Below are 13,072 nucleotides of genomic sequence, written 5' to 3'. Positions count from 1 at the left end.
CGTGCCACCCCGCACGGGCGATTGCCAGCCGTCTCGGTTGGCGCCACAAGGGTGAAGCGGTTGCCAACCGCACTGCGGGCTGCTCGATCTCTAACCACGGGCAGTTTATTCCAGAATAATCGACGAGCGGCTCGGACTCATTCATTTTTTTGCGGGGGAAGATCGTTGAGATTGCCGCCGAGCAAGTTAAACTGACGCAACAATTTAAAATTGTCTACGGTTAACAGTTCTTGCAAGTCGGAGACTTGTTCGATCAGGGAAATTTCGCGGTTGAATTCTTCTTGCAGGATTTCTAAATAGCGATCGCGCGACGCTCCGGCAGGCATATTTTTTAACATGTGAATCGCCAAGTTAATCTTGGAGAGCGGATTGCGTAAATCCTCGATCAACTTCATCAACAAGCCTTCTTTCGTATTGGTCAGCTCTTCGAGTTCGAGCATTTTACTCTGCAGTCCTTCGGCGCGCTGGCGCTCGCGATCGTACTGCTGCATGACGGCGGCTTGTTTGGCGAGGCGGGTATTGACCGCTTCGAGCAAATCCTTTCGCCGAAAGGGTTTGGTCAGGTAATCGTCGGCTCCGAGATTCATCCCTTCTCGCAAATCCTGGGCTTCGGCTTTGGCGGTCAGGAAAATCAACGGAATCGTTGCGGTGGCCGGATCTTGACGCAGTTCGTTGAGTACGCCGTAACCGTCGAGGACGGGCATCATGATGTCACATAAAATTAAGTTGGGCAGATTTTCTTTGGCCAGTTGAACGCCGATTTGCCCGTTTTCGGCGCCGATCGCTTTAAAGCCGCCGCATTCGAGAATTTCGAGAATATTTGTTAAAACTGCGGTTTCGTCTTCAATAACTAAAATGATTTTCATGAGTGACCCTCTAGTGGCTCGGTCGGCAGATCGCAATCAATGGGTTTGAGGAAGATGTCTCCATCGACCCGGTAATCTTAGCGACACTAATCTTAGCGATCTTTAATGATTGCGCGAGTATTACCGAGCATTTAAGTTTGCACCGCTTTGAGAAAATCTTAGCAACCCCCGCGCGATCGCCGCTCGATCGCTTATCCTCCGATCGCCTTCCCCCGACTCCGTGGCTGGGCTGGTTTGACTGAAGGCTGGCATCTACCGAAGTACGGGCGATCGGTTCCTCTTTCAATTGTAAAGTTGACGGCAACGATCGCGATCGCGGTTTTTTCAGACGGACGGTTCCCACCCCGTCCCTAATTCAGGACGCGACAATTTGGAGGGAAACAATTTTTTCAACACGACGGCCCGATCTGCCGGGGATTCTGGGGCAAAATTCCATAAGGATTCGTAGAAAAAGAACGATACCCCGGAAAATCCCAAATTGCGGGCGACTTGCACTTGGGTTTGAATCTGTTCGATCGGCACCCCACGAGTTCGCAGTCCGGCTAAAATTCCCACCCCTACGGGGATGTTGCGTTGGGCGAGTTGCACTTCCGATCGCTGCAGTTCGGCGGTAAAACTGTCGATCGCGTCGCGATAAACTTGCAAGATTAATTCTTCGACAAAGCCGTAACGCTGCCAAGTCCGCCAGTCTTGGAGGTAGAACTTATAAGCGAAATCTTGATAATTCGGCGACAGGGAAACGATCGCCGACGGTCGCCGTTCTTTGACGGCTTTGTAAATCTGGCGAATAAATTCGGTCAGTTTGTGCGATCGCCACCGAATCCAATTATTATCGTTGGGGTTGTCTGGCGGGGCGAGTCCCAAGTGCTCCTGGCGGTAAAGTTGGACTGTATACTCGTCGTACCCTAAATCGACGGGAATGCTGAAATGGTCGTCAAACTGAATCCCATCGACGGCATAATCGCCGACAATTTCGAGAATCAACCCTTGGATGAATTCTTGCACTTGCGGGTGCCAGGGATTGAGCCAAAGCCGTTCGACTCCGGACTCGACGACGCGATCGCTCCCGTCGCGCCGCCGCGCGATCCACTCGGGATGTCGCCTCGCCAGTACCGAATCCGGGGGCATCATGAATCCGTATTCAAACCAAGGAACGATCGTCAACCCCACTCGGTGTCCTTCTTCGACCATTTCCGCGAGCAGGTCGCGCCCTTGCAGCCACGGCGCCGGATGGTGGGGAAAGCCGACGACTCGCTCGGCGAGACGACTCGGATATAGAGTATACCCCCAACTCCAAACGTTGGGATAAACGGTGTTGAAGTGAAGGTTTGCCAGTCGTTCCAGGGCAAATTTGAGCCGATCGCGGGAAAACATCGCTTCGCTATCGATGTTAGTCAACCACACCCCTCGAATCTCTTGGGAACGCACTCGCGCGACGTAGGCACTCGGCACCGGGGATCCTCCGCTGCCGTCGGCGATCGCCTGACACAAGATCGCCGTCACTTCCGCCCGACTGGCGGCCCGCTTGGGATGGAGTTGGCGCACGTTCGGATAGTTGACGACGATTTCATTTTCCGTGGCGGCGGCGATCGCGCGCACTCCATATTCGGGAATCTGCGCCGCATCGATAAAGGTGCGATTGACGGTGACCGTCGCCGAATGACTCGCCAGGTACTGCAATCCACTGGCGATCGCTACGAACACCTCGACCCTCACGATCTGGCGGTTCGGTTTAAACTGCCCTTCCGGGTAGCCACTCATAAACCCGGCTTCGACGGCGTTGGCGATCGCCCCGGCGGCCCAGTGATGGGAGGGTACGTCGGCAAAATTCCGCCCCGGACGCGATCTCCCCACTCCGGGAAACGCTTTTTGCAATAAAACTGCAAATTCTGCTCGCGTCAGGGGATTGTCCGGTCGAAAGCTTCGATCGGGATATCCAGCCACAATTCCCCGGCTGGCGAGCTGCTGAATGCACGCTGCCGCCCAATGGCCTTGAATGTCCCGGAATTCTCCAGCCATTCTTTACTTTCCTTCTTCATAATGGCGATCGCACAAACTTAAGATAGCTTTGCCGTTTCGATCGCGCAAGCACTCTAGCCTTATAAAGAAATTGTAAAGCCTCGGCCCGACCCTAGCCCGCCCCGAACCGCCGACCCTCGATCCCTATCCCAGGCTCCTCATCCCTTTCGCGGCGATCGCCGTACCCCCATCGAGGGTTAACCCTTCTCTCTACTTTCGTGAGTGCTTGCTCGTTCCTCACGGAATCTTCACAATTTTTACTCCAAAATAAAGAGACTATAAAAAAATTACGTCTTTTTCAATTCTGACGAGATCCTCAACTGCAAACACGGAGTTGCTCCACTCCCTCTCCCAATTTTCTCGGGCGACTCCCTCGAACCTCATTCAAATCGATCGCGAGAACACGAGCCGCCATGGCTCGGAGCCATTCAGTCCATGACTAGCCCTTCTTCTCCAGACAATTTAGGAGCCAAGAACGAGCGATCGCTCGTCACCCTTCATCGTGCAATCTCCGGTTCCCAGGGCGAGTTTTCTCTGATTTTAGTTTCTTGCAACTGTCCCCATTTACAACAGCAAATCGCGAACCGACTCAATAGCAGTTTGCCGAATCCACCGGAACGAATCGTGCTTTCCTCGGACATTCAAACCCTTTACACGACGATTGCCACCCTCCTGCGCGATCGCCAACCCCAAACCTTAATGGTATTTGGTTTAAACGCCGTTCAAGCCCTCGATCGCGTCTTGAAAGCCACCAATCTTTCCCGGCATTTATTTGTCAAGTTCTTTCACTTCCCCTTGGTCTTGTGGGTTGACGATCGTGTCATCCGAGAACTAATTCATTGCGCTCCCGATTTTAAAAATTACTGTGGGGGAACCATTCGTTTTGACGTCGCCGACAAATCCTCCCCTTCGCCCTCTTTAAGCCCTACTTCCTCGCCTTGCTCGTTGCGATCGAGGACCTGACGGACTGACTCCCCCTTTTCCTTCCTATAAACTCCTAATGACCGCTCGGAAAATAGGGAATTCGTGCTGCAATTTTTGGCCATTCCGTCACCACCTTGCCAAACCGCAGACCGAGGGGGTGACGACTCCATCCCGACCCCCATTTCCCCGTAAATCCCGCCAGGGCGATCGCGCTTCCATCCGTAATGTTACCCGCTTTTGACAATCGCGATCGACTCGTCGAAAACTCCCCATACAGTCGCGAGTGTCTTGCGATCGGTGAAGGGGATATTTTTTCCCTTCAAAAGGCGATCGCCTGGAAAACTATTCTCTTCAAAAATAATAGTTTTCACTAACTTTTAGCATTCGCTTCGCCTAGCCGACGGGCGCTCGAAGGCGATCGCCCGAGCCGTTCTTTTACAGACCTAGAGCGACTTTCCGGCGTAGAGGGGGATTGACCCATCAACGCCGATCGCTCGAATTGAACTAAGATAGGCGGTTGAGGGGAAAATGAGGCGATCGCCCGCTCCCTCGACCCTCAATCGAAATCCCTCCCCCTCCGGCTTAACTGTTTCTGTTCGTCCTTGATTTTTCGCACTCCAAAAAACTACTTTTTTGCGATTTCTCGATCCCTCTCCAGCTCCTCGCCACTGGTCTTCCCGAAGCCCTAAAATCTAAAAAAAATATAAAGAAACAATTGCCTCCTTCATAATACTTAACTAAACTTCAGGGAAAATTCGGTTTTGCATAAATAGTAAAGTTCTGTAAGATCTGAACAGAAAACTAAAAAAAACTATATAAACCCGTGCTTAATTATGAAGGCTGACTTAATCACCACTCCCAGACCGAGTTTGACCCGAGATGAACTCCTCGTGCAGTATGCCGATGGCGTTCGGGATTTTAGTCGAGCCAGCCTGAGTAAAGTAGACCTCAAAGGAGCCAACTTAACCGGAGCCTATCTGGGGGGTGCGGGGTTGAGTAAAGCCGATCTCAGAGGAGCCAATCTCAGCCGTGCGAATCTGAGTGGAGCGAGCTTGAGTGGAGCCAATTTAAGTGGAGCCAATTTAAGTGGAGCCAATCTAATTGGCGCGCACCTCAATTGGGCCGATTTGAGTGGAGCCAACCTCACCGGGGCACTGTTAAATCAAGCCGATATTAGTGGGGCAAATTTGAGCCACACCGTCTTAGAAGGAGCGCAACTGAGTCGGTCTTATTTAATCGGAGCCAATTTAAGCGGAGCGAATTTAAAACAAGCCACATTAGCACAATGCAGTTTGAACAAAGCGGATTTGAGTGACGCGACCTTAGTCGAGACCAATTTAACGGGAGCCAAACTCAAACAGTGCAAGCTGACCCGTGCGGATTTGAGCCGAGCAGACTTGACCGGAGCCTCGCTGAAACAGGCGAATTTCCAAGAAGCTTATTTGAATTGGGCCGATTTAAGCCAAGCGGATTTCAGCGAAACCGATCTGACCCGGGCCAACTTAAGCAAAGCCAATTTAACCGGGGTCGATTTGCGACAAGCGTGCTTAGATGCGACGCAATTGAGCGGGACGAACTTGAGCAATACGGATTTGAGCGGTGTCGATTTGAGTGGCAAATTGCTGACCGGAGCGATTTTGAAAGGAGCCGATTTAAGCGTCGCCAATCTCACTGGAGCTTATTTAATTCAAGCGAATTGCGCGGGAGCCAATTTGACCGCAGCGAACTTGACTGGAGCGCATTTGATGCATACGAACTTGAGTGAGGCGAACCTGAGTGGGGCGAATTTGACGAAAGCAAATATCGTCCAGCCGAATTTACGCGGCGCCAAGCTTTCCGGGGTCATCCAGCCGAACGGAAAAGTCCGCAAGTGACAAGCCCTCCGGGTAAGTCGGCGTTCAAACAATAACCGACCCGGCGACGAGCGGACGCTCGAGGCGCGCCTGCTAAACTCGCTCGTTCAATCGACCACTCGCAACCATCCGCGACGAACGGCATGGATGAGGCGGTTAATGGTCTCCATTTCTTCTCGACTGAGAGATCCCTTGAGTAAAGCGGACATCAGACCCCATCGTTCCAGATGGGTGATTTCCCCCGATCGCCAAATTTCGCAAAAAATTTCTGAAATCGTTAACTTGTAAAAGTTTCCTTGAATGATCATTTGATTGCCTGCTCGATCCCTCTGGTGCTGATTGTAACTCCTTATTGACTAGTATGAAGGATTTTAAAGCAATCCGTTGTGATAATCCCATTGCCATAGGGTGATGCTTATCATCGAAAATTTGCGATCGCGATCGTAGTCGAGCAAAAAGTCAATCCCGAACGGGCGATCGCCGCTTCTCAAATCAAAGGTCTATCAGAAGCGGGGATCGTTGCCCCAGCCGCATCGAAGGCGCTTTAGATGGCTTAACAGGGGGGTTTTCTCAAAGGGGATCGCCTTATTTTCGACAGAACCGAGGATCGCTTCGATCCGGAGCGTCCCTATCAAAGCACCGACTTACTTTTCAAGGAAATCTCTTTAAGAGATCCGATGTATCCCGAGTGGGTTTTGTTGCCTTTTTCGTGAAACTTTACAAGTTTTAAATTCGATCGAGTGTGCTTAGCATATCATCGAGTAGATCGCGAATGAAATAAAAGTTAAAAAACTCTTCAGAAAAATTCAGAAAAGCGATCCCGCCGATCCCTGGGGCGATCGCCCCGTGGCGGCTTGGCGAGGGGGGAGGGGGCTGTCGAGGGTAGCGCGGCGGTTTAAGACGATCGTGGTGGCGTTGACGACGAGTTGAGCGGCCCCGAGGAAAAAGTCGCGGTCGATATTGCTCGGCGTGTCGCTCGGTTGGTGGTAGTGGGGCGATCGCAAATTGGCGGTATCGGTCACCAACACGGCCCCGATGCCGCGATACCAAAAAGGGGCGTGATCGCTGCGGAGGGTATCCGGGATCGACAGCCCTTTAAACGGAACCGGGAGGGTAAAAATGGCCGGGAGGGGGTCGCGGGCTGCCTGTTGAAACGCTTCGATTAAGGGCAAATGTTCGAGATCGCCGACGATCGCGAGAAAATTGCCGCGATCGGGGGCTTTGACGGGTAAACCCTTGGGATAGTCCTGACATCCCGGCTCGTGGCAGGCAAACGCCACCATATCCATGACGATCGCCCCGTGCAGGCGTTGCGGATCCGCTTCCCCTGCAAACGCCAAACTCCCTTGCAGTCCCGTTTCTTCGAGATCGAAAAAGGCCAGTTGCAGCGATCGCGGGGTGGGTACCGCTCCGAGCAAGCGGGCGACTTCGAGGGCGACGGCGACCCCACTGGCGTTGTCGTCGGCCCCGGGAGAACCGGAAACGGTATCGTAATGGGCCGCCACCAGAACGGTTCCCGCGTCCGGGTCAGTTCCCGAGCGTTCGGCGACGATGTTGATGCCGCCGGGAAAAGGGTGTGGGGTGGGACTCCATCCGGCAGCTTGCAATTGTTCGACGATGTAACGGCGCGCTCGGTCGCGGCTTTCCGGTGTGGAGCGATCGAAGGCCAAGGTTTTGAGATCGCGCACGAGTCGTTCGGGGACGATCGCCTCGGCCCGGATTTCCGGGGGGCGATCGCCCGACTGAGCGACGATTTGAGGCGAAGGGGCAACGGCTTCGAGGGTCGGGGCTGAGGGGGAGGAGGGCGAATATGGCACCTGTAATGCTACTTTGACCCCCACGGCGATCGCCAAGCCCACGCTAAAGGCGATCGCCAACAGCACTCCGATCCGAATTTTCATTCACCCTCACTCCCACTCGATTGACTTTACTGTAGCGCCGTTCAGACTGACTTAGTGTAAGTCATCCAGGTTTCGACGCGGCGAAAACCGAGAGCCTCGTAAAGTCGGGTCGCTCCGGTCAAACTACAGGCATCGACGCCGAGTTTGACCGTCGCCGCCCCGGTACGGTGCAAGCGGGCGATCGTCGTCGAGAGCAACGCCCGACCCAAGCCCATTTTGCGGAAATGACGCCCGGTTCCGAGCCAGCGAATCCATCCGGTTTTGGGCGCGATCGCCGGGGGGTTGCCTCGGTGCAAGTGACCCTGACAAAAAGCGGCCAATTCGCCGTTGGGGGCTTCGACAATCAAGTCTAATTCCGGGCGGTAGTGGCGATCGCCGTGCCAGTGGCGGAGCCGTTCCACGCTCACTTCGTATCGTTCCGAGTGGTCTTGGAAGGAGTCGGCGAACAATTGCACCCATTCCCGGGCTTCCTGGCGGCTGTCGAACGGTCGCACTCGGAAGCCTTCCGGCAGTCCGACCGGGGCGATCGCCTCGGGATGGGGGTGAGCCATCGTCAGAAACGATCCCTGATGTGAGAAGCCCTGACGTTCGAGGACGGCGATCCGAATCGCCGAATCGTCGCGGGTTTTAACTTTTAAGGTCGCTTCGAGATTCCAGGAACGGGCGAGGTTTTGCAGTTGAGTTTCCGCCCAAGTGAGAATTTCCGCACTCAGTTGGATCGAGCGATCTCCGGACAGGTCGTAAAAATAAAGCGATCCTTGGAGGCATTCGTCGATCCGGTGAACCGCCATCAGTCCGAAACCGTGCAGGTCGGCGCGATCGTCTTCCCACAACTGGCATCGGCTCGTCAGGGACGATTTCAACAGTAAAGGTAAATCGTCCACTAAACTATCTTCGTCAATTTGACCGTCTTTTTCAAAGTGTTTGACCGATTTTGCAATCCGTTCAAAATCGATTTTTTCCTCGTAAGGTTGCCGGGTTAAGGTCAACATAAAAAAATTGGTAATTTACAGTCAAAAACAATTGGCACGCGCTACATTTTTGAGGCCAACGCAAGCTAAAAAAGACAAAAAAACTCCCCGAACCGATGCAAGGCGATCGGAACGATTCTGCAAGCGAGCGCAACGAAAAATTACGCAAAATGCAGAGAGAAAGCGCGCTGTTTTCGGAGAAGTTTCGCACGCTCTCCCGGTTACTTGTATCGATCTTCAAATGATTCTAAAAAGGCACCCCAACCCCGCCGTTACTCGAAAACAGACGGGTTACAATTGACGATAAATACAAGAAACCGGGCGATCGCGCTGGGAAAGCTCGCGTTTTTCTCTAAAGCTTCAAAGACGCTAAGTGTCTGGCAATCGCATAAAAATAAAATCGAACAACTAGCTGGGTTAAGTTTGGCAAAGAACACGTGACACGACCCAAGCCTCAAGGGGAGGACTTGAATCCGTAGAGCGGTCGAGTTAGGGTTCTAAGCTTATTTTAAGCGAGCGTTTGGTTGCTGTTGAGTTACTGTAAAAGGATTCACCCCCAACAGGAGTTGAGTGTTGTCTTTCTGTTCTAATCTAACTCAACGATCGCCCCTTCGTCTAGGTGGGTCTCGTCCGATGACACGATTTTATGCGATCGCCCCAACGGGGTTCAGGAGACTGCCAGCAATCCGTCGAGGCGAGCGATCGCTTCGACGGACTGGCAGAAGTGCGATCGCGAACAGCGACGCCTAACGCCTACGGCGTCGCTTCGCGAACGGCGTATCGCCTAGGATTTCGATCGCACCCATTCATCCACCGCTTCGGCGATCGCCTCGGCTAATTTTTCCTGCTCTTGCGGATCGGTAATCCACTCGAACTCGTCGGGATTGATCATAAATCCCAACTCCATCAATACCGACGGCGCCACCGTAGGACGAGTTAAAGCTAAATTATTCCAAAATACGCCATAAGATGGGCGATTTAACTGTTCTACCAAATATTGGTGCAGGAAGACCGATAAATCGTGGGCTTGCGGGTTATACCAAAACATCCCGATCCCTTTAGTGTTGATGGCATCTCCGGCATCGGGCAAGGCATTATAATGCACGCTTAACGCTAAATGAGGTTCCCACGCTTCAATCATTTCGACGCGATCGTGAGGCCACAAATCCTCATCGCCTTCCCGGGTCATGTAGACCGTCGCCCCCCGCGCCACTAAGGCATCGCGCAGTAATTTGGAGACGATCGCCGTGACATCTTTTTCGGGATAGCCCGTCGGACCGCGCGCGCCGAGGTCGTTGGGGCTGCCGTGTCCCGGATCGATCGCGATTTCGACCCCGGCGAGGGGACGGGAGCGATCGCCCATGAGTCGGGGCGGATGTCGCAGGGAGAGAATTAAACTCGTTCCCTCGTAACGGAGTTTGTAACCCCACAATTGTTTATTTTTCAAATGCAAGGTATATTCGGCGCGATCGGGGAAAGGCTGCCAGTCCATCCGTTCGACCACCGGACCGTCATTGAGGCGAAAGGTGTCGGTTTGCGCCGTCGTATTGTGTAAGGTCAACACGAGGCGATCGCTGTCTTGTCGGACCGTCACCGGAACCGCCGTTTGCAAAGGAAATACAATTTCCGTCCATTTCGGAACCTCCCGCGACCCGAGAGACCGCACGATCGCCCGTGGTGGCGTCCCGCCTTGAGTGACCTGCACTTCTTCCGCCTTAATCCAGGCGCCATAGTCCAAGCGCACCCATTCCCCCTCGCGACCCGTAATCGCGGCGCGGGTTCCCTTCGGTAACGGCGTCATGCGCGAGTGATTCGTACTCGGTCCAGTTCGCGCCACCCCGGACTCGGCGGTCACTTCGGCGATCTCGAATTGGGTCGGCGACAGAATGGCGATCGCCCCCGGCGCCCTTTGCGTTTTACTCTGACCGTCGAGGGTGAGGCGATAGGTCGGTTGTCCTAAATTGCCCGGAGTCGAGGGCGCCTCGGTACATCCTTCGTAATAGCCGACCGCATCGCGAACTTGGGGATTATTTTGGTCGATTAACGCGGATAAATTTGACGGTAATTCGACAGTTTGTGACTGCGGAAATAAGTTAACCGTTTGACGTCCGATACTGACAGAAACTGACGCATCCGACGGCGCGATCGCGGAAAAACACAGCAATTCTCCGGGCATTCTTGCCAAATCTACCGTCGGCGTCAGTGAGTTTTCGGCAAATTGTAATCCTTCGGGAATGGTCGGCGTCGTAATTTGCCGCGTGACTTTAATTTGTAACTGTTCGCTGCCATGTTTTAGGGTAAAAATATTTTCCCCCGGTTCGAGGGGAAAACTCGGGGCAAAATGACCGTCGCGCGATCGCTCGATCGCCTGTCCGTTAATTAATACTTCCCCCGATGGCGGCGCCGTTCCAATTAAAAAAATGCGATCGGCACTGGTCGTATGTTCGGCTGGAGGATAGGCGACAAATAGAGCATTTTCCGCTCGAACCGGAGACACGATCGCGATACTCCCTAATGCCAATAATCCGATGGTTTTTCTCATCATTTCCGATAACTGGGGATAGTCGAATTCAGCTTAACTTCTGTCTTCATAGGATAATTTGAGCCTCCCGATGCGATCGACGACAAGATTAAAGGAAATTTGTTTAATTTCCAAATTACAGTTCGTGCAATTGTCACCGATTTACATGGTAAATTGCCGGATAGATTGCGATAATTGTCTCTATTTTAGTTGATTTTTATCACTTTCTCCCTCTCGTTTAGCCTTACGGTCGAGTTGGGGATAAAGAGTCAACTAAAACTAAATCGATCCAATTCGCTTGTTGACCTTGGGGACGAACTTCAAAGTTGGCCTGTTGCGGCGTTAACCCTCCAACGTTGTCCGAACTGAGAATAAAATCCCCTCGTCCTCTAGGAACTTCTAAATATTGGACGACACGGTTATCTTTAACAAAGACTAACAGGTTAATGTCATCGCGACTTCCCAGATCGATGCGATCGCCGTCAGACCATTTAAACCCCAGTTGACTTTCAATTTCTTCATGAGTAGTATAGGGGTTAAATACGTAAACTTCGTCCCAGTCAAAATCGGTGACATCTTTTAAGGATAGAATGTTTGGGGAAGATTGAAAATTTTGGCTGAGGGTTTCAATTTGCAAAAATAATTGATTCCCGAGGGCTTCTCGCTGGGGATTTTTGCAGGCGATCGCCACTAAGCAAATCAGACTGGCGAACAGAACCGATAACGTTTTAGAAAATTTCATATCAATCGCATCTAGAGAGTTGAGAACAGCGTTTCCGATCGAATTCAATCCCGTTTCTTGACAATCCGGTCATTTTACAGCAGTTTTCGCTGTTGGGCGGTACATTTCAATCCCCCTAAATCCCCCTTAAAAAGGGGGACTTTCACTGCCCCCCTTTTTAAGGGGGGTTGGGGGGATTTTTGCCTCTTGTACCTCATGACAGCGCCAATTGCTGTATCCGGTTTTAAGATATTTTTAACCGACTCCCAACTCCCGATTCCGCCTTAAAAACCCAAACGCGGGTCTAGGGGACGCGCTACAATAATTCCGATTTGTCCGTCAACGGATTGGACGTAAGCTTGCAGATCGCGGGAAATGGTGACGCGACCTGCGGGAGAGGCGTGGATAAAACCGATCGCCCCATCTTCAAAACGATAAACGAGTCCGGTATGGGTCACGTCGAGTCCGTCAATATCGGTCGCGGTGGCGATGATATCTCCGGGTTGCAGGCGATCGTAAACTTGGCGGATTCGATCTTGGGGAATATAGGCGATCGCCTGTTGTTTTAAGTGGTGTTCGACGTCGAGAATACATTGATAATTCGTATCTCGTGATAATTGAGGATAAGACGCCCTATTTTTGCTCATAAAATTGAGTGTTTTTGGAAGAGGCAAGCCACCAAGAAGTGGGGTGATATTTTTAACTAAATAGCGATTTTGATTGTCAAAGATCCAGTCGGAAAAATAGTGCAAGCGGCTACAATAGTCGTCGAGAATTCCATCTCGATATCGTTGGCGTTCTAGGTTACGAGTAAAAGTGGGATAGAAGTAGTCTTCGAGGGCAACTCCCCGGGCGATCGCCAAGACCGTTTCGACGAATAAAACGCAGTCGAATCCATCGAGAGAAATGACTAAAGTTTCCGTAGGGTTACGGTCTAGGAGTCCGGCGACGTAAGGGGTTCCGATAAATTGTTCGGCGATCGCCTGAATGAGTTCGGGGAAAGCAAGGGTATTTAATTGACGATCGCGGGCTTCTTCCATGACGCGATCGAAATTTTCTGGGATGGCGAATTGCGGTGGAACCCCGACGGGCGAACCCTGGGGATGAACCGCAACGCTTTGCGCGCGAGTCAAGCGGGGAAGGGCGATCGCGGTTAGGGCAATCAAGGTCAATAGGGAAATGAATAACAATGAGGGTTTGCCGATCCATAATTTTAATTTTAAACGAGCAAGTTTCATCATCAATTTAATAGTTTTTGTTTTAATGATTTTTGTGGGAATTTAAATCTGTTTTTAA

General features: G+C 52.1%; 12 protein-coding genes. 3 read left to right on the top strand and 9 right to left on the bottom strand.

Going from position 1 to position 13,072, the window contains the following annotated elements; all coding sequences use genetic code 11:
- Nucleotides 1–137 precede the first annotated feature (137 nt).
- Entirely contained in the window at nt 138–866 is a 729-nt protein-coding gene (locus JJD41_RS13145) for an ATP-binding response regulator (protein ID WP_200666578.1), read from the bottom strand.
- Nucleotides 867–1,190: 324 nt separating this feature from the next.
- Nucleotides 1,191–2,885: a glycoside hydrolase family 10 protein gene (locus JJD41_RS13140; RefSeq protein ID WP_200666576.1), complete on the bottom strand. Its 1,695-nt coding sequence runs from the start codon at nt 2,883–2,885 to the stop codon at nt 1,191–1,193.
- A gap of 435 nt (nt 2,886–3,320) precedes the next feature.
- Between JJD41_RS13140 and JJD41_RS13135 the strand changes: the two genes are divergently transcribed.
- Nucleotides 3,321–3,848 carry a hypothetical protein gene (locus tag JJD41_RS13135; protein WP_200666574.1) on the top strand — a complete coding sequence of 176 codons (528 nt, stop codon included), beginning with the start codon at nt 3,321–3,323 and terminating at the stop codon, nt 3,846–3,848.
- A 34-nt stretch (nt 3,849–3,882) separates the two neighbouring features.
- Here JJD41_RS13135 and JJD41_RS13130 read toward each other — a convergent pair whose 3' ends face one another.
- Nucleotides 3,883–4,053 (bottom strand): hypothetical protein, encoded by a 171-nt coding sequence (locus JJD41_RS13130; protein WP_200666572.1) that lies wholly within the window; start codon nt 4,051–4,053, stop codon nt 3,883–3,885.
- Between the two features lie 589 nt (nt 4,054–4,642).
- Between JJD41_RS13130 and JJD41_RS13125 the strand changes: the two genes are divergently transcribed.
- Nucleotides 4,643–5,683: a pentapeptide repeat-containing protein gene (locus JJD41_RS13125; protein ID WP_200666570.1), complete on the top strand. Its 1,041-nt coding sequence runs from the start codon at nt 4,643–4,645 to the stop codon at nt 5,681–5,683.
- 86 nt (nt 5,684–5,769) lie between these two features.
- Here the strand turns inward: JJD41_RS13125 and JJD41_RS13120 are convergent, their stop codons facing one another.
- The 3 genes from JJD41_RS13120 to JJD41_RS13110 all read right to left on the bottom strand — a co-directional run bounded on the left by JJD41_RS13120 (nt 5,770) and on the right by JJD41_RS13110 (nt 8,555).
- Nucleotides 5,770–5,970, bottom strand: coding sequence for a hypothetical protein (locus tag JJD41_RS13120; RefSeq protein ID WP_168567757.1), 201 nt, complete (start codon nt 5,968–5,970; stop codon nt 5,770–5,772).
- Between the two features lie 498 nt (nt 5,971–6,468).
- Complete coding sequence (locus JJD41_RS13115; RefSeq protein ID WP_200666568.1) at nt 6,469–7,563, bottom strand: M28 family peptidase; 1,095 nt, start codon at nt 7,561–7,563, stop codon at nt 6,469–6,471.
- Between the two features lie 41 nt (nt 7,564–7,604).
- Nucleotides 7,605–8,555 (bottom strand): GNAT family N-acetyltransferase, encoded by a 951-nt coding sequence (locus tag JJD41_RS13110; protein WP_200666565.1) that lies wholly within the window; start codon nt 8,553–8,555, stop codon nt 7,605–7,607.
- Nucleotides 8,556–9,180: 625 nt separating this feature from the next.
- Here JJD41_RS13110 and JJD41_RS13105 point away from each other — a divergent pair.
- Nucleotides 9,181–9,372 carry a hypothetical protein gene (locus JJD41_RS13105; protein WP_200666563.1) on the top strand — a complete coding sequence of 64 codons (192 nt, stop codon included), beginning with the start codon at nt 9,181–9,183 and terminating at the stop codon, nt 9,370–9,372.
- On the opposite strand, the gene JJD41_RS13100 is transcribed toward JJD41_RS13105, so the two are convergent.
- From JJD41_RS13100 to JJD41_RS13090, 3 genes are all read right to left on the bottom strand, one after another.
- The gene (locus JJD41_RS13100; RefSeq protein WP_200666561.1) at nt 9,319–11,076 is read right to left on the bottom strand and encodes an N-acetylmuramoyl-L-alanine amidase; all 1,758 of its coding nucleotides are present in this window, start codon (nt 11,074–11,076) and stop codon (nt 9,319–9,321) included. The genes JJD41_RS13105 and JJD41_RS13100 overlap by 54 nt on opposite strands.
- Nucleotides 11,077–11,299: 223 nt before the next feature.
- On the bottom strand, nt 11,300–11,797 hold the full coding sequence (locus tag JJD41_RS13095) for a hypothetical protein (protein WP_200666559.1): 498 nt from the start codon (nt 11,795–11,797) through the stop codon (nt 11,300–11,302).
- A gap of 263 nt (nt 11,798–12,060) precedes the next feature.
- Nucleotides 12,061–13,014 carry an N-acetylmuramoyl-L-alanine amidase-like domain-containing protein gene (locus tag JJD41_RS13090; protein WP_234488618.1) on the bottom strand — a complete coding sequence of 318 codons (954 nt, stop codon included), beginning with the start codon at nt 13,012–13,014 and terminating at the stop codon, nt 12,061–12,063.
- Nucleotides 13,015–13,072 lie beyond the last annotated feature (58 nt).

Origin of the sequence: Oxynema mangrovii CENA135 (genome assembly GCF_016632315.1) — a bacterium.
Taxonomy (GTDB): domain Bacteria; phylum Cyanobacteriota; class Cyanobacteriia; order Cyanobacteriales; family Laspinemataceae; genus Oxynema; species Oxynema aestuarii.
The sequence above is the reverse complement of the archived record's forward strand: the minus strand, read 5'-3'. Positions and strand labels throughout refer to the sequence as shown.